This window comes from Saccharomonospora xinjiangensis XJ-54 (assembly GCF_000258175.1).
Classification (GTDB): Bacteria; Actinomycetota; Actinomycetes; order Mycobacteriales; family Pseudonocardiaceae; genus Saccharomonospora; species Saccharomonospora xinjiangensis.
This window is the reverse complement of the sequence record NZ_JH636049.1, coordinates 2,089,918-2,108,706: the sequence shown is the minus strand read 5'-3', so window position 1 is coordinate 2,108,706 and position 18,789 is coordinate 2,089,918. Positions and strand designations below refer to the sequence as shown.

At 69.7% G+C, this 18,789-nt stretch carries 18 protein-coding genes; 6 read left to right on the top strand and 12 right to left on the bottom strand.

Annotation, left to right across the window (positions count from 1 at the left end; translation table 11 throughout):
* Positions 1–14: 14 nt before the first annotated feature.
* Positions 15–1,556, bottom strand: coding sequence for an MFS transporter (locus tag SACXIDRAFT_RS09150; RefSeq protein WP_006238267.1), 1,542 nt, complete (start codon positions 1,554–1,556; stop codon positions 15–17).
* A gap of 196 nt (positions 1,557–1,752) precedes the next feature.
* Here SACXIDRAFT_RS09150 and SACXIDRAFT_RS09145 point away from each other — a divergent pair, with 196 nt between their 5' ends.
* The gene (locus SACXIDRAFT_RS09145; RefSeq protein ID WP_006238266.1) at positions 1,753–2,835 is read left to right on the top strand and encodes a hypothetical protein; all 1,083 of its coding nucleotides are present in this window, start codon (positions 1,753–1,755) and stop codon (positions 2,833–2,835) included.
* A 37-nt stretch (positions 2,836–2,872) separates the two neighbouring features.
* Here the strand turns inward: SACXIDRAFT_RS09145 and SACXIDRAFT_RS09140 are convergent, their stop codons facing one another.
* Positions 2,873–5,455: a LuxR C-terminal-related transcriptional regulator gene (locus SACXIDRAFT_RS09140; protein ID WP_006238265.1), complete on the bottom strand. Its 2,583-nt coding sequence runs from the start codon at positions 5,453–5,455 to the stop codon at positions 2,873–2,875.
* A 208-nt stretch (positions 5,456–5,663) separates the two neighbouring features.
* Here SACXIDRAFT_RS09140 and SACXIDRAFT_RS09135 point away from each other — a divergent pair, with 208 nt between their 5' ends.
* Positions 5,664–6,173 (top strand): DUF7144 family membrane protein, encoded by a 510-nt coding sequence (locus tag SACXIDRAFT_RS09135; RefSeq protein ID WP_006238264.1) that lies wholly within the window; start codon positions 5,664–5,666, stop codon positions 6,171–6,173.
* Positions 6,174–6,420: 247 nt separating this feature from the next.
* On the opposite strand, the gene SACXIDRAFT_RS09130 is transcribed toward SACXIDRAFT_RS09135, so the two are convergent.
* Both SACXIDRAFT_RS09130 and SACXIDRAFT_RS09125 read right to left on the bottom strand, forming a co-directional pair.
* Complete coding sequence (locus tag SACXIDRAFT_RS09130; RefSeq protein ID WP_006238263.1) at positions 6,421–7,020, bottom strand: ImmA/IrrE family metallo-endopeptidase; 600 nt, start codon at positions 7,018–7,020, stop codon at positions 6,421–6,423.
* Position 7,021: 1 nt separating this feature from the next.
* Positions 7,022–7,393: a helix-turn-helix domain-containing protein gene (locus SACXIDRAFT_RS09125; RefSeq protein WP_006238262.1), complete on the bottom strand. Its 372-nt coding sequence runs from the start codon at positions 7,391–7,393 to the stop codon at positions 7,022–7,024.
* Between the two features lie 129 nt (positions 7,394–7,522).
* On the opposite strand from SACXIDRAFT_RS09125, the gene SACXIDRAFT_RS09120 reads away from it, so the two are divergent.
* Both SACXIDRAFT_RS09120 and SACXIDRAFT_RS09115 read left to right on the top strand, forming a co-directional pair.
* Positions 7,523–7,798: a DUF2188 domain-containing protein gene (locus SACXIDRAFT_RS09120; RefSeq protein WP_006238261.1), complete on the top strand. Its 276-nt coding sequence runs from the start codon at positions 7,523–7,525 to the stop codon at positions 7,796–7,798.
* Positions 7,798–8,967: a glycoside hydrolase family 3 N-terminal domain-containing protein gene (locus SACXIDRAFT_RS09115; RefSeq protein ID WP_006238260.1), complete on the top strand. Its 1,170-nt coding sequence runs from the start codon at positions 7,798–7,800 to the stop codon at positions 8,965–8,967. Before SACXIDRAFT_RS09120 ends, SACXIDRAFT_RS09115 begins: the two co-directional genes overlap by 1 nt.
* Positions 8,968–8,978: 11 nt before the next feature.
* Here SACXIDRAFT_RS09115 and SACXIDRAFT_RS09110 read toward each other — a convergent pair whose 3' ends face one another.
* A complete protein-coding gene (locus SACXIDRAFT_RS09110) occupies positions 8,979–9,404 on the bottom strand; it encodes an SsgA family sporulation/cell division regulator (protein WP_006238259.1) in 426 nt (141 codons plus the stop codon).
* Positions 9,405–9,749: 345 nt separating this feature from the next.
* On the opposite strand from SACXIDRAFT_RS09110, the gene SACXIDRAFT_RS09105 reads away from it, so the two are divergent.
* The gene (locus SACXIDRAFT_RS09105) at positions 9,750–10,442 is read left to right on the top strand and encodes a hypothetical protein (RefSeq protein WP_006238258.1); all 693 of its coding nucleotides are present in this window, start codon (positions 9,750–9,752) and stop codon (positions 10,440–10,442) included.
* A gap of 70 nt (positions 10,443–10,512) precedes the next feature.
* On the opposite strand, the gene SACXIDRAFT_RS09100 is transcribed toward SACXIDRAFT_RS09105, so the two are convergent.
* Positions 10,513–11,613, bottom strand: coding sequence for a winged helix DNA-binding domain-containing protein (locus tag SACXIDRAFT_RS09100; RefSeq protein ID WP_006238257.1), 1,101 nt, complete (start codon positions 11,611–11,613; stop codon positions 10,513–10,515).
* A gap of 172 nt (positions 11,614–11,785) precedes the next feature.
* On the opposite strand from SACXIDRAFT_RS09100, the gene SACXIDRAFT_RS09095 reads away from it, so the two are divergent.
* On the top strand, positions 11,786–12,805 hold the full coding sequence (locus tag SACXIDRAFT_RS09095; protein ID WP_006238256.1) for a beta-ketoacyl-ACP synthase III: 1,020 nt from the start codon (positions 11,786–11,788) through the stop codon (positions 12,803–12,805).
* 56 nt (positions 12,806–12,861) lie between these two features.
* Here SACXIDRAFT_RS09095 and SACXIDRAFT_RS09090 read toward each other — a convergent pair whose 3' ends face one another.
* The 6 genes from SACXIDRAFT_RS09090 to SACXIDRAFT_RS09065 all read right to left on the bottom strand — a co-directional run bounded on the left by SACXIDRAFT_RS09090 (position 12,862) and on the right by SACXIDRAFT_RS09065 (position 18,737).
* On the bottom strand, positions 12,862–14,337 hold the full coding sequence (locus SACXIDRAFT_RS09090) for an adenylate/guanylate cyclase domain-containing protein (protein ID WP_408640377.1): 1,476 nt from the start codon (positions 14,335–14,337) through the stop codon (positions 12,862–12,864).
* 64 nt (positions 14,338–14,401) lie between these two features.
* Positions 14,402–15,454 (bottom strand): non-homologous end joining protein Ku, encoded by a 1,053-nt coding sequence (gene ku / locus SACXIDRAFT_RS09085; RefSeq protein ID WP_006238254.1) that lies wholly within the window; start codon positions 15,452–15,454, stop codon positions 14,402–14,404.
* A 20-nt stretch (positions 15,455–15,474) separates the two neighbouring features.
* Positions 15,475–15,915, bottom strand: coding sequence for a DNA polymerase ligase N-terminal domain-containing protein (locus SACXIDRAFT_RS09080; protein WP_198284308.1), 441 nt, complete (start codon positions 15,913–15,915; stop codon positions 15,475–15,477).
* 367 nt (positions 15,916–16,282) lie between these two features.
* A complete protein-coding gene (locus tag SACXIDRAFT_RS09075; RefSeq protein ID WP_006238252.1) occupies positions 16,283–17,086 on the bottom strand; it encodes a SigB/SigF/SigG family RNA polymerase sigma factor in 804 nt (267 codons plus the stop codon).
* Positions 17,083–17,514 carry an ATP-binding protein gene (locus SACXIDRAFT_RS09070; protein WP_006238251.1) on the bottom strand — a complete coding sequence of 144 codons (432 nt, stop codon included), beginning with the start codon at positions 17,512–17,514 and terminating at the stop codon, positions 17,083–17,085. Before SACXIDRAFT_RS09070 ends, SACXIDRAFT_RS09075 begins: the two co-directional genes overlap by 4 nt.
* Positions 17,515–17,636: 122 nt before the next feature.
* A complete protein-coding gene (locus SACXIDRAFT_RS09065; RefSeq protein ID WP_006238250.1) occupies positions 17,637–18,737 on the bottom strand; it encodes an Rv2629 family ribosome hibernation factor in 1,101 nt (366 codons plus the stop codon).
* Positions 18,738–18,789 lie beyond the last annotated feature (52 nt).

Below are 18,789 nucleotides of genomic sequence, written 5' to 3'. Positions count from 1 at the left end.
GCGGCCGACCGGCTCTATCCGTGCCTCGCGTCGAGCGGTGCGTCCGCGTTGTCGGGTTCCTCTGCGGGGGAGTGACGGAGCGTGGTGGCCGCGAGGACGGCCACGGCCACGGTGATGACGCAGGCGACGACAGCGGTCGCGTTGAGCCCGGACGTGAACGCGAGTTTCGCCTGAGCCAGCAGTTGTTCGGGAAGCGAGATCGCGGTGGCCTCGGCGAGGCTTTCCCGGACGGCCGCCTCGGCCGCGTTCGGCAGGTCCGCGGGCAGGTGGTCGGCGACCTGGCCTCGGTAGACGGCCGTGGTGAGCGTGCCGAGGAAGGCGACCCCAACGGCGATACCGAGTTCCTGGACGGTCTCCGACAGCGCGGCGGCCGATCCCGCCTTGCCCTGTGGCGCCGCGCCGACCACGAGGTCGGTGCCGAGCGCGGCGATGGCACCGAGCCCGAGGTAGACGAGCCCGAAACCGGACACGGCGAGCAACGTCCGGCCGGGGCCGTCCACCTGGGTCAGCAGGATGTGGCCGATCGCGGAAAGGCCAAGTGCCCCCGCGACGACGTGGCCGGGAGCGAAGCGGCGCGCGACCAGTGGCGCGACGATCGCGGCCACGAACATCATCAGGGCCGGTGGGCCGAGCCAGGCTCCTGCCGCGAAGGGGCTCAGCCCGTCAACGAGCTGGAGGTACTGCGTCACCACGTACATCACGCCGCCGACGGTGACGAGCCCGAGCAGCAGCACGGTGAGTGCCGAGGCCAGCGCCCTGTTCCTGAGCAGGCCGAGATCGAGCAGCGGCTCGGCGAGTTTCCGTTGCCGCCTCGTGAACAGGACGGCGCAGAGCAGGCCGCCCGCGAGAAGCGCCAGTGTCAGCGGCTGAACACCGTCGGCCGCCAGGTGCTTCACCGTGTAGACCAGCGGAAGCATCGCGCCGAGGGAGAGCGCCACGCTGACCAGGTCGATGCGGCCCTCGTGAGGCGTGCGGTGCTCCGGCAGCAGGATCGGGGCGAGCAGGACCACGACTCCGACGACGGGGAGCGCGACGAGGAAGGCCGAGCCCCACCAGAAGTGTTCGAGGAGCGCTCCTCCCACGACGGGCCCTGCCGCCATGCCCAGCGCGAACATCGTCGCCCAGATTCCGATCGCCACTCCTCGCTGGCGTGGATCGGTGAACATGGTTCGCACCAGCGCGAGTGTGGACGGCATCAGGGTCGCGCCCGCGATGCCGAGCGCGGCTCTCGCGGCGATGAGCATGCCCGCGTTGACCGAGAACGCCGCGACGACGGACATCGCGCCGAAGGCCAGGGTTCCGACGATCAGCATCCGGCGATGCCCGAAACGGTCCGCCAGCGATCCCATGGTGATCAGGAAGCCCGCGATCAGCAGACCGTAGGCGTCCATGATCCACAGCGTCTGGGTTCCGCTGGGACGCAGATCCACGGCCAGGACGGGCACCGCCTGGTAGAGCAGGGTGACGTCAAGGCCGAGCAGCACGGTCGGCAGGGCTAGGACGCCGAGACCGGCCCATTCCCTGCGGCCCGCTCTTCCGGCGGTTCCCGGTGTCATTCCATGCCTCCCGCGATGATGTTTGGACGTTCGTACAATTAGTACGTTAGTACAAACTCCATGATGGTGTCGAGATGTTCCCCGGGTGTGGCTCGGTTGTGTGACGAGGACCTGCCGCATGCGGTGGGGAAGCCGGGAGTTCAGCGACGGCACCGCGCGATGCGTGGGCGGCGCGGACCTGTGAAAACATGCGCGGGTGCCACATGATGCCGCCCGAGAGGTCACCGCCAGTCTCCTCGCCACCGTCGAGGCTCCGCTGGAACCCGGCTCGGCGGACGCTCCGCAGGTACTGCACGGGCCGGGGGGCAGGGTGCTGGTGCAACGCGGGGATACCGAGCTGGTGGTGCGTGAACTCGACGGTGAGGGACGGCAGACCCGCTTCCCCGCGCCGTGGCCTCGCCGCTACGGCTCGGTCGCGGTCGCCCCCGGAGGAGATCTCGCCGTGTTCGCCGGCGTCCACGCGCTCAGGGCCGTGGACGCCGGCGAGCCGACCGGCGCCGTGCGGTGGGAGATCCGGCACGGTTGCTGGTCCGCCGCCGTGTGCACGGAGGCTCACTCCTCGTTCTCCGAGTACGCAGAGGACCCCGATCACGACTCCGCCGACAGAGGGTCGGCGGCCTTCTCCCCGGACGGCTCGTTGCTGTGGGCTCACGTCCGCTCGGCAGCACGGGAGGAGACGGAGGAGGAGTGGCTCGTTCTCGACTCCACGAACGGCACGGTGCTGGGCAGGGCCGCGACGGACACCGTGGGTTCGGGCTCCATCCACTTCCCTCATCCGGACTCCGCGTCCATGGGCCTGACCATCCTCGGAGGGGAGGAGAACTCGCCGGTGCTGTGGGGACACTGGGACGGTGCGACGGTGACGATCCGCCGGTTCGACGAAGAGGTCCTCCTCGACGTGAGCCCCTCGGGGGAGTATTTCGTGACCACGGACCCCGGTCAGTGGTCGCTCTACCTGCACCCGGTTGCCGAGGACGGCGGCGGATCGCGGAGTCTGGGCGCCGAGCAGGTCGTGTCCGGTTCGGACGGTGGAGCCGCCGACCGCGAACGCTGGGAATACGAGGCGGCGTTTCCCTACGACGACACGGTTGTGGCCGGTTTCGAAGGGAAGAACGCGCGCCACTGGCTCGTCGAGCCACGCACGATGAGTGTGCGTGGCAGGCTCGGCTACCCGTTTCCCGTGCAGGGAGCGCCCCACTCGGCCGGGCCGGGAGCGTGGTACACGGTTTCGGAGGACGGGGCGAGCGTCCACCTGTGGACGCTGCCGCGCGAGCAGTGAGCGTGATCGGCACGCCGTTCGGGCCGCACGTGTCCGATCATTCGTCGAGCAGCCCGAGTTCCCTCGCCCTGCGGACGGCGGCGTAGCGCCGGTTGACCCCGAGCTTGCGGAGGATGCCACGCACGTGCGTGCGGACGGTGTTGACGGACACCACCATGGCTTCGGCGATCTCCTCGGTGGTGAGCAGGTCGGTGAGGTGGCCCAGCACCTCGCGTTCCCTGGCCGTGAGGGCTTCCACAGGGCCTGCCCCGTTCGCCTCGCCCGTACCGCCGAGCCAGCGCCGATGGCGCAGGGAGTCATTGGCGAGCAGGTGGCGCACATCGGGCTCCGCCTGCCGGAACGGCAACCGGAGCCGTTCCGGTTCGGCGAGCCGCAGTGAGGCGTCCAGTGCGGTCGCCGCGCGCGACGGCGAGTGATGACGCAGGCGTCGCTCCGCCTCGACCAGCAGGGCCTCCACGCGGGGACGCAGGGGCGAGTAGCTCTCGGTCACGTCGGCAAGGGCGCGCTGTGCGCGGCTGTCCTCGTCGCGCCGGGTGAAGGCGGCGGCCCGCACCGCCGCGGCTTCGGGATGGGCGCCGGAGCGGGGGCCGTCGAGGGGGCCGAGTTCGTTGAGCGCGAGGCCGGGGTTCCCTTCGAGTAAGGCGAGGCGCGCGATCTCGACACGCAGGTGGCCTGCCGCCCATGGGTCGGTCACCGTGGCCTGCGCGAGCACGGCGTGGAGGCGGCTCGCGGCAGCAGTGGGATGTCCTTCCGCCGCCTCCACTCCCGCGATGACCTGCTGGGCGAGGTAGCGGGTGAGCGGCTCCCGTGCGGATCCTGCCGCCATGGCATGCCTGTGTGCGGCTTCCGGGTCGCAGCGGTCGAGCGCCACGAGGCCGAGCGCGACCCGCGCAGCCGCGTGCGCGCCGAACGGGGATGGCGGTGCGCTCAGCGCGAGCGCCTCGGTGGCCGCCTGCTCCGCTCTCGCGAGGTAGCCCTCCAGCGCGTCCGTCAACGCGAGATGCGCGAGGCGGTCGGCGTGCACGACGGCGAGGTGACGCGTGCCGAGTGGTGGCGCGGGTTCCTCGAACACGGCGCGGGCGAGGTCGAACGACCCGTGCCGCAGCAGCGCGACTCCTCGCGCGAGGTGGACGAGCGCCGGTAGCGATCGCGCGGAGTGGACCGTCGTGCTCTCGCCGAGCACTCGCCACGCCGCTTCGGCCGAGACGAGTGCGCTGTCCGCGTCGTCAGCCAGCCGCGCCCGCACTGCGTCGAGGGCGGCCACGCAACTCCGCAACGCGGGATCGCCTGCCGTCACGCCTGCCGTCACGTCGGTCAGCGCGTCGGCGCAGCCTGCCACGTCACCGTCCGTGAGCCGGAGTGCGGCCTTCACCACCGGCCCCGCCCTGCTCTCGGTGGGAGGGAGGGTCGCGCAGAGCGCATGCAGTTCGCCGCACTGCCCTTCCTGAAGCAGCCGTGCGACGAGCTGCTCCTCGATCAGCAGTGCCGACGCCTCCTCCCAGGCACCGGCCTTCGCGAACTGCCGTAGTGCCTCGACGGGCTCGCCGTGGCGGTGAAGCCAGCGCCCCGCTGTCGTCCGCACGTTCTTCCGCAACGAGGCGTCGGAGTGGGCGAGTTGCCTGCGCAGAGCGTCGCGGAACACGCCGGGGTAGCGGTGCCCGTCCCCTGCGGGAAGCGCGAAGGCCCATGTCTCGGCGAGGCGCACGAGGTCCTCCGCTTCCACACCCGCGAGGTCGAGCGCCAGTTCCGCGTCGAACCGCTCGGTCACGCAGGTGCCGAGCAGGAACCGGCGTGCCTGCGCGGGCAGTGGATCGAGCACTTCGCGGCGCACGTAGTCGTCGATGTCACCGAGGTCCCCGGCCGCATCCTGCGCGGTGCCCTCACCGGTGGTGCCGCCACGCGAAGGCAGGCCCGACAGCACGAGACCGGCCGCCCAACCGCCGTGATAGTCGTTCACCTCGCCGACCATGGCGTGGCGCGGCGGCTCACCGGGCTCGCTCAGCAGGGCCGCCGCTTCGCGGTCGTCGAAGGCAAGCTCGCGGAAGCCGAGTTCGACCACCGTGCCTGCCAGCCGGTACTGGTACAGGGGCAGCGCGGGGGCTCCCCTGCCGCAGAACACCAGCCGGAGGCTGCCGTTCGCCAGGCGCAGCAGCAGGCCGACGTCCTCGGCGACGTCCGCAGCGATGAGGTGATGGTTGTCGAGCACGACCGTCAGCCGCCGTCCCGCGCAGGTCACCGCCGAGGCCAGAGCTGATAACCACCCCGGCGTGCTGCTTTCCGGTGCCGGGACCGCCACGCCGAGCTCCGTCAGGCAGCGAACAAGGCAGGCCCAGAACACGTCGGGCCCGCGCGAGTCGGTCGCCCTCGCCTCGAACGTGACCCAGGCGGCGTCGCCTGCCCGCCCCTCGGCTTTCACCCATTCCGCGACCAGCGTGGTCTTCCCCGTGCCCGCAGGCCCGCCCACCACAACGAGCGGAACCTGGTCCGCCTCGGCGAGCAGGTGCAGCGCCCGCGTGCGGGGCACGTGGTTGCGGGGCAGGTCGGGGACGTCGAACCGGCACGCCGCCATCGCGTCCGCCGTCCCGGCGGGGAACGTGTCGAGTGGCGTGGTGGGCTTCACCCTTGACCTTTCCTGAGGAACCTCGCAGGGCAGGTGCTTGCCGAGGCCGTCCAACCGAACGTAACGACGCGGGGCTTCCGGCCACCACGGACCAAAGACCCACCTCGGCGAGTAGGTGGCCCCGAAGTTCATCCGCTGTGCATGATGTGCGACCCGCATCGTCCGGCTCACCGTGGAGAGGACAAACGTGTCGTCGGCGGGAGGAAGCATGAGCGAGACGTCACAGGCGCGGTCCAGGGCACAGGAAGCGACCGGAACCGAACGGGTACCGCCTCAGCGTGCCGGAGCGGAGCCCGAGTATCGGCAGAGGGCCGACGAGTACACGCAGCCGTACGGCCAGGTCCCTGGCGGCACGGTGTTCGCGTCAACCGTGCTGGTCCTTGCCGGTGCGTTCCACATCATCGTGGGACTGACCGCGATCTTCAACAGCGATTTCTACGTCGTGACCGAGTCCGGTCTCGCCCTCAACGTCGATTTCGCGGCGTGGGGCTGGGTGCACTTCGGTCTCGGCATCGTGGCCGTGGCCGCGGGGCTCGGCCTGCTCACGGGACAGATGTGGGCTCGTGTCACGGGTATCGCCATGGCGGCGGTGAGCGCGGTCGTGAGCCTCGCGTTTATCCCGGCGTACCCGCTGTGGGCGCTGGTGGTGATCGCACTCGACATCGTGGTGATCTACGCGATCGCCGTGCACGGCAGCAGGGCAGGCGCGACACGGTGATGCTGGGCCACGCCGGGCGGTCTTCGACGGCCGCCCGGTTCCGGCTGTCGCGAGCCGCACCGTCGGCCACGAGCGCGTTGCTTCAAGCCGCTCGCGAACCGCCCAATCGTCGTTGCTACACAGGCTCGGCCTTCGCACGCTCTGGCGTGGTCGGTCTCCCGGCCGACCGGCCAGGTCGTCGGCTGAATCCGGCTGAATCCGGCCCGAACCCAGCGGGCCGCCCTGGCTGCCGCACTTCCCGGCCGCCTCAGGCTCTTGCGGCCACGGGCTGCGGACCGCGCTCCCGCGAGCGAAGGGCGATGCGGCGAGCCCCTGTGACGTTCATGCGCCACCTGGCCATTCGCTCGCTGATCCGGAAGTAGCGCGCGACGCTCGCGTCGGTCCAGCCCCTGAACGCAGCCGTGCGCGCGGCATCGGACGGGAGCAGCAGCTCGCCCGACAACTCCGCGGCCTCCTGCTCCACGCAGGCGTGCGCGGTGCCGATGCCGGATCGGCACGCCCTCCCGTTGGTGACCAGCACACCGAACTCGTGCTCCAAGATCACGTGGGCCATCTCGTGCGCCACGGTCGAGCGCCGCCGGTTCCGCTCGTGCGCATGGTTCTCGACGATCACGCACCCTGTGCCGATGCGGATCAGGGCACCGGAGAACGACTCGGCTGCCGGGCCGGTGAAGTGGGCGGCGGCGCGGGCGGGCAGCCAGGGTTCGTCGAGGGTGAACACCTCGACGCCGTAGAGGCGGGCGAGCGCGTACGGGTCGAGGGGCTGGAAGGTGCGGATGCCGAGCTCCTCGCGCACCTCGGCGGCGAGCCGCCGTGCTTCCGCCTTGAAGCCGTGCCGCAGCGCCACGTCACCTGTCCCTTCGGTCCGCCTTGATGTGCCGCATTGTGGCGTTCACGATGTCGAGAAGGTAGTTCCTGTCGGCCTCACTCAGGTCGTCCCTCGCGCGCAGCAGCAGCGCGAGCTGCGTCTCCAGCGAGGGCTGCCTGTCTGACCGCGCGGTGCCGTCCGGCCACACCATGAACTCCTCGGCAGGCGCTCCGAGCCACTGCACGAGGGCGATGAAGCCGTCCAGGTCAGGCCGCTGGCCGTTGCCCATCCTGCTGAGCAGCGAGGGGCTCACCCCGGCCTGTTCGGCGAGCTGCCTCCACGAGAGGTCGCGTGCCCGCCGACCCGCGTCGAGCGCCTCGTAGAGACGCCTCGCGTCCATCCGGCCTTCCATGTCGTCGCCCTCCACGCCCACTGCTGTCCGTGCGTCCCCTTTCACTATCACAGGGGTGTGTCACACGTGCCACAGCGTTGCTCTGGCGATAGCGTATTCCTCAACTGCAACAGTCGAGGGGGTTCGCTCGTGTGCACGTCCTACTCCGTGGTCTTCCGGTTCTCGCCCGACTCGCTGACCTGGTTGGTGAGCAGGGAAGGGATCGTGCTGTCGCGGTTCTGCCGCAAGCGGGACGCCGTCCGCGAGGCGGCGCGACTCGCGCGCGGGTCAGGCGGCGAGGGGCCGACCGTGGTCACGGTCGAACGCATGGATGGAACCGTTCAGTGCGTGCGCCGGTACGGGCGGACAGCGGTCCTGCCGGGCGATGAGCGAGCGGGGGAGGACGGCGATAGCGTGACGGGGTGATGAAGCGAACGGTGCTCGCGGCGATGTGTGTCGCCGCTATGGCCGCGGCGGCGTGCGGCGGCGACCAGGAGGGCGGCGACAACGCGGGCAACACGCGTGACACCGCCACTCCGAGGCAGACGGGCACGGCACAGGGCTCGCCCGAGCCGTCACCCTCGGCCACGCAGCCGGGCGGGGAATGCGCGGGGGTGATCGAGCGACTTTCGCCCCGGCAACGCGCGGCGCAACTCCTCGTCGTGGGCGTGGACCCGAGCGATCCGGCCGCCGCCGTCGCTGTCGTCCGCGACGACCAGGTCGGCGGGATCTTCATCGGCGGCAACGACACCGCCCTGTTCACGGGAGGCGCATTGGAACAGATCCAGGAGGCGGCCGACCTCCCCGTGTCCGTGGCCGTGGACGACGAGGGCGGGCGCGTCCAGCGCATCGACGACCTGGTCGGGTCCATCCCGAGTGCCAGGGAAATGGCGGCCATGATGACACCGGATCAAGTGCGGGAACTCGCCGCCGAACGCGGCAGGCAGTTGCGGGAACTGGGCGTCACGGTGGACTACGCGCCGGTGGTTGACCTCACCGACGGCCCCGCAGGCGGGGTGATCGGCGACCGTTCGTACAGCGCCGACCCGCAGGTCGCCACCGAGTACGCCGCCGCGTTCGCCCACGGCCTTTCGGAATCCGGCGTCCATCCCGTGATCAAACACTTCCCCGGGCACGGCCGGGCCAGCGGTGACTCCCATCAGGGGCTGGTGCGGACGCCGCCGCTGGACGACCTCCGCGAGTCCGACCTCGTTCCCTACGACGACCTCGGTGTCTACCCGGACGACACCGAGGTCATGGTGGGTCACCTCGACGTTCCCGGCCTCACCGAGGGTCAGCCGGCCTCGCTGTCTCCCTCGGCGTATCGCCTGCTGCGGGAGGACTACGGCTACGAAGGCGCGGTGCTCACCGACGACCTGGGGGCGATGAAGGCCATCTCGGACACCTACACCCTCGACGAGGCGGTGCTACTCGCATTGAAGGCGGGTGCTGACCAGCCGCTGTGGTCGGACGGCGGCGACGTCGGCCCCGTGCTCGACCGGCTCGAGGCAGCCATGAACGACGGTGAGTTGCCGCAGGAGCGGGTCACCGAGGCACTCACCAGGGTGCTCAAGGCCAAGGGCGCCTGCGGCTAAGGGCTCGTCGTTCAGGGACGCGCGGTGGTCAGGTTGGTGATCACCGCGTCGATGTCCATCCACCTCGACTCGTACCCGAGCGGTACCCGCGACAGCGTGGCGTCGAGGAAGGACGTCACGTCGCTCCTCGCGATCTCCACGGCCGCGTAGCCGTCCGGCGACTCCAGCTCGATGACGAGCAGATCGACGTCGGACGGCGAAAGGTCGGGCCGGATGCGGATGTCGCCGATTCCCGCTGGCGCGTGGAGGCCGGTGATGAGCAGGTCGCGGGCGAACTCCCACTCGACCCACTCGCCGGGCTCCACCCTGAAGGCGAGCGCGACGGTGAACGGCGCGCTCGGCGCGTAGGTCAGCCTGGACAACACGGCTGTCTCGCATCCGCTGAGATACACGAACTGGGTTTGATGTACGGCGTTGTTGTCAGCGTTGTTGTCCACGGCACGCTCCCGTCCATCCGTGCCGCCCGCGTGGCGCGTGCGGTCCTTCCCTTGAAGAAGACGTCCATCTGCCACCAAAGTGATGCGCCATTCGGGCGAATCTTGATGATCGAGACGGACAGTAGAGCAAACTGGTCCGAGGCTGTGGGGGCGGGTGCCCTTTGTGGGCCGAGCGGGGGTTCGCCGGTAGGCCGAATGTACCGAGAGTGTCACACGATCGAGTCGTCTTGGAGCGAGACGGTGCTCGGCTGATGACACGACACCGCCCGGCGCGGTAGACACCAGTGAGATCGATCTTGCTGTGGGTGATCGCGCTGAGGGACCGTTGATGGAGGGACGACGCTGATGGCCCCCGACGTCCTGCGCCGCACGCCGCACGATGCCGGAGTACTCGACCGCACGGGGATCGTTTCCGCGAGCGCGCCGCTCACGTTCGACGACGGCTTGGCGGATGACAGCGGCGACGTTCCACCGGACGCCTTCCAGTTCCGGCCCTTCCGGTCCCAGTTCGCCGCGATGGTGGCGGTCGGGCTGATGGTGGCGGCCGCCGTGACGGGTACCCAGGAGCGGGAAGGCAATCCGGTCGAGGTCGCGCGAGGTTCCGCTGACGACTCCCCTGCGGCAGGGCACATCCCTGCCGCGCCGAACCCCCGGCAGGCGGAGCCCGCGCCGCGCGAAGGCGAACAGGGTGTGCCCCTGCGTACTCCGCCGTCCGCGTCCGGGGTGCCCGAAACGAGCTCCGTGGTCACGTCCGTGGAACCGACCCTGCGAACCGTGGTGCCTTCGGTCGTCCCACCGGCTCCAGGCAAGGAGGAGGGACGGGACGAGGTGCCCGTTTCGGTCGAGATCCCAAGCGAGCCGGATGTCCCCGGCGAGATCGTGGAGTTGCCGATGACGGCGGTCGTCGGCTCGCTGCGCCCGCCGGACGCGGAGCGACTGAGGGCGCGCGACGACGAGTGGCACGGGGAGTGCCGCGACAGCGACGAGGACCAGTGGCGCGGGGGCCAGCGGGCCGGGGACTGCGGCAGCCCCCGGTAGCGACGGCCGCGGCAACCCCGGTAACGACGGGAGCGACGCGCCGGCATCACCACCACCACCCGCCTGCGCGTCAGCTTCGCGTCTTCACCACGACGTCGCCGTCGTCCACTTCGGAGAAGCGCAGCAGGCGCCCGCCCTCGTCCTCAAGGTCGCGTATGTCCGCGCGGGTCAGTGGCCGGAACGGTTCGATCTCCAGCGTGGCGTGCTTCTTGTCGCGGATCAATTTCCAGCGGCCTGCCGCGAAACCGTCCACGAGGAAGAGGCCGGGTTGGATCGCGTTGCGGGTTCGGATGCGCAGCCGGTCGTCATCGCTGATGATCCTGGTGCGGTCGGCGTGGGAGACCAGCAGGTTGTCGAAGTCGGGGAGGAAACGCGCGGGCGCGGGGACGTCGGGGTCGGGACGCGGTGCGCCCGGCAGGTCGAACAGCTCCCGGCCCGCTTCGTCGCGGAAGGTCGCGAGCACCGGCCGCAGGCGGTCGATCACTGTCGCGAGCCGGGTGAGCCCGCACCAGGTCTGGAGGTCGCGCACCGTGGCAGGGCCGAACGCGCCGAGGTAGCGGAGGACGATCTCCTCCACGTCCGGGTGCTCGACCGGCGTGCGGTCCAGGTAGTCGTGCGCGACGGCGTAGGTGGGAAGTCCGCTGCGGCCCCACACCGCCCTCGGCGGAACCTGGACGAGCGGCTGGGTGTTCCGCGCCGCGAACACCAGGCTGGCCGGTTCGACGCCGGGCCACCGCTGCGCGAGCCTTCGGCCGAGTCTCCGGTAGTCGAGCGGACCTTCGGCGAGCACGTCGCCGACCAATGCGGTGAGCTCACCGAGGTCCACCCCGGCGAGTCTCGGGGTGTGGGTCGTGTTGCCCCGCAGGTCGGCGTCCATCACCGGTTGCGTGAAGGCCCTTAGCGCGAGTGCGTCGTCGGCCGTGACGAGGTGCACGGTGCCGCGAAGGCAGACGAGCCGCGCCACGGCGCGGTCGAGCAGCAGGTTCGACAATTCCTCTTGCCGGAAGTCCGCGAGCCGGGTCCACAGGCCGTAGTACGGCGAGAACGGAGCCTGTGCCTGCATGCCGACGAGGTGCCGCACCGCGTCGAGTGCGGGTATCTCCGCCCGTTCGAGCAGGAACTGGCGGGCGAGCAGGGCGCGGTTGAGGGCGCGGGTGCCGAGGACGGTCATGTCCGAAGTTCTATCCCCTAATTAGGTAAGTTTCGTTCCGCAATCACCCAACTGGAGCTGGTCGCTGAGACAACAATCACATGTAAATCTCTTACCCTTTGGTAGCCCATAGAAGTTGAGACGGGCCGTTTCACCCCTCGTTGTTCCCGTCGCGGCCCGTGGAGGAATGCAGGTGTCCACACAGGACACGCGAGGTGCGGCTGTGCTGGCCGGCCTCGGTGGCTGGCTGCCGCCTCGTGTTGTCGATAACGACGAACTCAGCCGACGTCTCGACACGTCGGACTCGTGGATTCGCACCAGGACGGGAATCGCCGCTCGCCACGTCGTCACACCCGGGACGTCCACGGTTGACATGGCTGTGGAAGCCGGCAGGAGGGCGCTGGACTCCGCAGGCCGGTACGGCGAGGAGATCGACGCCGTCGTCCTCGCGACGAGCACGCCCGACCACGTGTGCCCTGCGAGCGCCCCGCAGGTCGCGGCCAGGCTCGGACTTTCCGGCGCCGCCGCGTTCGATGTCAACGCGGTGTGCAGCGGCTTCGTCTATGCGCTGGCGACGGCGTGCGGGTTCATCGCCGGCGGTATGGCCAAGCGAATACTGCTCGTCGGTGCCGACGCTTTCACGACACTGCTCGATCCCGAAGACCGCACCACCGTTCCTATCTTCGGCGACGGCGCGGGCGCCGTGGTGCTCCGCGAGGGCGATCGGGACGAACTCGGCGCGGTCGGCCCCTTCGACCTGCACAGCGAGGGTGAGCTCGCCGACCTGCTCATCGTGCCCGCAGGTGGGTCGCGCCAGAAGACGTCGGACAATCCGGGCGACTACTTCCTGAAGATGCAGGGGCCGACCGTGTTCCGGCACGCGACGGCCAGGATGGCGGCCTCGTCGGAGGCCGTGCTCCAGCGTGCGGGGTGGACGACCTCGGACGTCGATCGGTTCGTCGGGCACCAGGCCAACATCCGCATTCTCACGGCAACGGCCAAGAAGCTCGGGCTTCCCGCCGACAGCCTCGTCGTCAACATCGGGCACACGGGCAACACGAGCGCCGCGTCGATCCCGCTCGCCATGGTGGACGGTGCTGTCGATGGAACGCTGCGCGGCGGCGACCGCGTCCTGGTGACCGCGTTCGGTGCGGGTTTGACGTGGGGTTCGACGGTGCTTCGCTGGCCCGAGCTGGAGTGTGCGCCGCTGTAGGCGGTGTCAGGGACCACCGCGCGCAGTCCGGGCGCCGGACGGGCGAAGCGGGGCTTTCAGGCGGTCCAGGACGTCGTTGGTGCGGGCCTGCCACGCAGGTGGATGTCCGCGTGCTCCGTCCAGTGGTCCCGTTCGGATCGCACGGCCGCCTCGATGGTGAGCCCGCTCGCGAGCACCCTGCCAGGGACACCTTTGGCGTGCTCGGTGAGCCGGGCGGCTTCGTTCACGGCGTCGCCGATCACGGTGTATTCCAGCCTGCTCCGTGAACCGAGCTGGCCTGCGAAGACCTGCCCGGTGGCTACCCCGATGCCGAGATCCAGCTCGCCGCGCTCGCGGACGGCGTCGCGGATGGCTCTGGCGGTGCGCAGGGCCGACGTCGCGGGATCGGCGTGGCGGGCAGGCGCGCCGAACACGCAGAGCGCGGCGTCGCCCTGGAACTTGTTGACAAGCCCGCCGTTGCTGTTGGTGGCGGCGACGACCACTTCGAACAACCGGTTGAGCCTGCGCACCACCTCGTCCGGTGGCAGCTCGGAGGCCAGCGCGGTCGAGTCGGCCACGTCCACGAACAGCGCGCACACCTCGCGCATGTCGCCGGACAGCGAGACGCCGTGTTCGAGCGCGTGCCGGACGACGTCGTCGCCGACGTGGCGCCCGAAGAGGTCGCGCAACCGCTCCTGCTCCCGCAGCCCGGTGGCGAGGTCGTTGACCGAGGTCTGGAGCATGCCGATCTCGCCTGCGTCGTCGATGGGTACGGCGACGTCACGGCGGCCTGCGCGAATGTCGTCGAGCACCGCCCTCAACCGCTGGAGCGGCGCGGCCACCGCTCGCGCGAACAACGCCGTCGCCAGCGCGCCGAGCACCAACCCGATCAGCGAAAGCACCAGAAGACTCGACGTGGGATCGGTGTCGCCGATGTTGGGCGGCAGCACGAGAAACAGCACGCCGACGAGTGGGACGCCGCTGGACAGCCCCCAGGTCACCACAAGCCGGGTGAGCACGGTGGTCGGGCCGCGCGGACCGGCCACGGTGAGTGATGCCGACAGCAGCGGCCGGGCGACCCGTTCGGCCGCGAGGTAGGTCAGGCCGACTGTCGCCAGACCGCCGAGCACGATCGTCAGAACCACGGCAAGCGCATCGATCCAGGTGCCGAACACCGCGGTGAGCACGCCGAAGAACACAGCACCGCCCGCCCACAGGGTGCCGCTGACCACGGCGAGGTCAACGGGGATGCGCAGGGCCCTCGTCGCCTCCTGAGGGGTCGGGCCGCGTCCGGCGAGAAACCACACCACGGTTCGCCGCTGGAGGTAAGCGGCCCACACCGCGCCGACGAGGAACGCGAGCAGCACGTAGCCGATCGCGCACACGAGAATGATCCAGCGGCCCTGCCCGAGCCCTTCGGGAAGGCCCTGCAACCACAACAGCAGCAACACCAGCCCCGCGCCGCAGAAGCTGGTACCCAGGCCGATCGTGGCGAACCCGAGGCTGGCACGGAGCACGGTACGCACCCGTGTGGAGACTCGCCCTGTTGCCACCTCAGGATCGTAGGGGCCCACGTGCGGGGACGGTATGTCCGGACGCGAGATCGCTCGCCTCACCTCACGAGGCGCGACGCCGCTCCTGCCTCCTGCTCGCGGCCCTGACCGCCTTCTCCAGCTCGGCTCGGTTCATCTTCGAACGGCCCTTGACGTCGAGATCGCGGGCCATCCGGTCGAGTTCGCTCTTGGTGAGGTCCGAAAGGTCGGGGCCGGCCGCGCCTTTCGACTTCGGTGCCTCGCCCTCGGCCTTCTTGTCCGAGGCGCGGCCACGGCGGGGTTTCTCCCGCTCCGCTTCGCCTGCGCGCTCGCGCGGTTTCCCCGGTTTCTCCGCACCGCGTTTGCGGCCCTCGACGCTGCGGGAGAGTGCTTCGAACAGGTCAACCACCTTCGTGGCCTCGCGCGGCTCCTCGGCGGGAGTGACGGTGCGGCCTGCCCGCTTGTCCTCGATGAGCTGCATGACCCGCTCCGTGTAGGTGTCGCGGTACTCGTCGGGCTGCCAGTCCTCCGCCATCGACTCGATGAGGCTGACGGCCATATCGACCTCCTTCTCCCTGGCCTGGCCGACCTCGGGGAGTTTGGAGATCTCCTTCCTCGGTTCCCTGATGTCCTCGGGGAACAGCAGCGTGTTGAGCACCAGGACGCCGTCGCCCGCCCGCACCGCCGCGATGTATTCCTTGCCGCGCATCACGAACCTGGCCAGCCCCGCCCTGTTGGTCTTCGCCATGGCCTCGATGAGCAGTGAGTAGGCCCTGCCGAACTCCTCCTTGGCGGGAGCGAGCCAGTAGGTCTTCTGGAAGTAGATCGGATCGATCTCCTCGAGGTCCACGAAGGCGTCGATGTCGATGGTCCTCGAGCGGCCTGGCGCGATCTCGTCCAGTTCCTCGGGTTCGATGATCACGTACTCGTCGCCGCCGAGGTCGTAGCCCTTGACGATCTCGTCGTACGGCACTTCCTCACCCGTGCGCTCGTTGACCCTGCGGTACCGGATGCGGTCGGACGTTCCGCGCTGGAACTGCCTGAAGTGGATCGTGTGGTCCTGGGTGGCGCTGTACAGCTCGACGGGCACCGTCACAAGGCCGAAGTTGAGGGCTCCGCTCCAGATCGCTCGTGCCACAGCTCCTCCTGCCACCCACCTCAGGCCACGGTCCACGGCTCGTCGGCGACCGTGGCCGCCGAACGTGGCCCCGGAACGCGGTCGCCACCGGTCGCTTTCGTGACGAGCAGCCACTGTTCGTGGTCGGGGCTGCGGTGGGCGCGGACCAGGACGAACACCCCGTCGAGCCGTCCGCCGCGCAGGTGGAGCGAGAGCCGTCCCTCGGCGAGCGCGGGTTCCCACGGGCGGTCACCGAGATTGCCCACCGTGCCCGTGTCCCAGACCTGGGACTCCTCGCCCCGGCGTGCCTTGGAGTCCGGGATGCGGATGGCGAGCAGCTTGCCGCCGGGAGCGGGCGAAGGAGGTTCGGGAATCACCCAGCACGACGTCACGTCGCCGAGCCGCAACCGGAGTTCGTAGTGAGGGCCACCCTCCTGGCGCTCGACTACGTACAGTGACTGCTGTGGCCGTGACTCGGTCAACCCACGAGTTTCTGCCGACTGCCGTGGGCTGGGTGTCGCGGGCATGTCGCCACGCGCGTCCCGGTCCGCCATGCACGCGAACATACCCGCTTGTGAACTGCGAAAACACGGCACCCCTCCGGTGTTGTGCGGATGAACCGCGAGTGCGCCCCCACCGGGGTACACCCACCGCCCGTCGAGAGACAGCGGCCTGTCGTGGAAATTCGCCGTTCAGTGCATCAAGAAGAGAGCGTGTCACGATATGTGACAACTCGGGCGGGTGACGGCGCGCCGAAACCCCCGGCTACGCCGTTCGGGTGGGTCAGCAGCGGAAGCCGAACCGGCGCGGCCAGGGACCACCTGACCGCCCGGATCGCTCAACCGTCGCTCAACCGATGTTGTCCTCTTCGACGAGTCCCTCGCGCAGCTTCTTCAGCGTGCGGGCGAGGAGCCGGGAGACGTGCATCTGCGAGATCCCGACCCGTTCCGCGATCTGGGTCTGGGTCATGTTGTGCACGAACCGCAACGCCAGGATGGTCCGTTCCCGCTCGGGAAGCTGCCTGACCAGCGGCTGGAGGGTTTCGTGGTTCTCGACGCCAGCGAGAGCCGCGTCTTCCTCGCCGAGCGTGTCGCCGAGCGCGAGGTTCTCGGTGTCCGCGGAGAGGACCTCGTCCAGCGACATCGAGTGGTAGGCGTTGCCGGCCTCGAGCCCCTCGTAGACCTCTTCGGGGGTGAGCCCGAGGTGCTCGGCGATCTCACTGGGAGTAGGTGCCCTCCCGAGCCGCTGGGAGAGCTGGGTGCTGGCGTTGTTGATCGAGAGGTGCAGTTCCTTCAGCCGCCGGGGCACCCGGATGACCCACCCGGTGTCCCTGAAGTGCCTTCGCACCTCTCCCATCACCGTGGGAACGGCGAACGAGAGGAAATCCGACCCGCGCGCGGGGTCGAAGCGGTCAACCGCGTTGATCAGACCTACCCGCGCCACCTGCACGAGGTCTTCCTTCGCGACACCTCTGCCGGAGAACCGTTGCGCGATGTGCTCGGCGAGCGGGAGGTGTCCCGTCACCAGCTTGTCCCGCAGCTCACCTCGGCGAGGGTCGTCCTCGGGGAGGGAGGCGAACTCCTTGAAGAGCGGCGTCAGGTGCTGGTAGTCGTCCGACGCGGCCCGCGATCCTTGTGTGGTCGATTCGGTCACGTAAAAGCCGGCTTCCGTTTCGCGAGCTCGATGTGGATCCAGGTCCCCTGCCCGTCCTCGGTGTTCTCCTCCGCCCAAGCCGAGGCCGAGTCCGCCAGCGTGGTGAGCACCTTCCAGCCGAACGACGTGGTGCTGGGGGCTTCCGCCTCGCCCGAGGTGACGGCGCCCCGGAACAGCAATTGGTTCTCGTCGATCGTGAAGCGGCAGACCATCGTGCTGCCCGGGACGGCGCGGGTGATGAGCGTCGAGCACGCCTCGTCAACCGCGAGCCGCAGATCGGCGATGGAATCCAGGTCGAAATCCACTCGCATCGCGATGCTCGCGGCGACCGACCGGATGATGGGTAGGTGCACCAGGCTCGCGCCGAGCCGGAGTTCGATGTCGTCCTGCGCGCCGATGCTGCTCGTCGGCGGCTTGGTCTCGGTCACTGTCACCTCGGTGTTCTGCCGACCGTTCAAAGTTCCCCGCTCACATTAGCGATCGTCGTAGTCATTCCTGCTTCTTCTTCCGTGTGCCGTGTGCCGTGTGCCGTGTGCCGTGTGCCGTGTGTCTAGTCGTGTCGCAGGATGGCGCCGAATCCGTCGGCGAGTGTCGCGCTGCCGCCAACCGACACCACGTCGGCGCTGACGGTCGCCGCCGCCACCACGAGGGCCTCGTCGGCGCGTGCCCGCCCGACCTCGGCGACCCCGTGTTCCTGCCTGAGCTCTTCCTCCTGCACGGCGACGAGTGAGGGATCGGGGCCTGTGAGGACCTCCGCGTCCCCTGGGTCGCCGACGAGAAGGGTCTCGACGTTGCGTTCCCGCAGCGCCGAGGTGACGGCCTCCAAGCCCTGCACTGCCAGTCCCTGCGGCATGGAGTAGGCCGACTCGAACCGCTCGGTCACCTCGTCCCTGCGTCGGCGAGTGGCCTCGGCGACAAGGTCGTCGATACGTGATTCGAGTTCGTGGTGACCAACGCTCTCCCTGCGCGCGCCGGGCCCGACCTCCTCGGCATGATGCCGCACCGTGGGCGGCAGCGCATCGAGGAGCGCCTTGCGAGCAGGCGCCTGACCCGCGATGACGACGAGCGTGGCGCCGATGCGGCGGGCGATCGACCCGACGTGCTCGGCGGCTTTCTCGATGTTGCGCCTGATGACTTCCTCGACGTGCGCCTGGATGTTGCGGTGCGCCCATGCACCGCCCGGCACCTTGTGGACCTGGGTGTCGTCCCCCTCCACCGTACGCGCATCGACGACGGTGCCGTGCTCGTCAACGGCTGTGACGTCGGCCCCCACGTGGTCCACGACCACGACCACGTGCGGGGGAGGGTGCTCACCGTGTTCGGCGAGGGGAAGCAGGTACGGCAGCTCCGAGACCCTGGCCACGGGGCGGGCGGGAGGTTCGGTGAGCTGCTGTTCGAGGAGGACCTTCCCCTCGGCGGCCACGACCGCGCGCCCACCGGGGCCCACGGGCGGAGCGCTGCCGAAGACGGCGCCCTCCATCGCGTCGAGCAACCGCTCACCCGCGCCCTGCTCCGCGAGGTCGTCGCGCAGCTCCCGCCAGATCAGCTCACGCTGTTTGGCCGCGTCTTCGGTGTTGTGGGTGTCGTCGAAGTAGACCGAGGCGAACGGGCCATCGGCCGTGATCAGCTCGCGCAACCTCGTGGTCTTCACTCGTGCCTCCTCGGTGCCCACGACTGCCCGGCCGACGGGGCCGACCGACTGG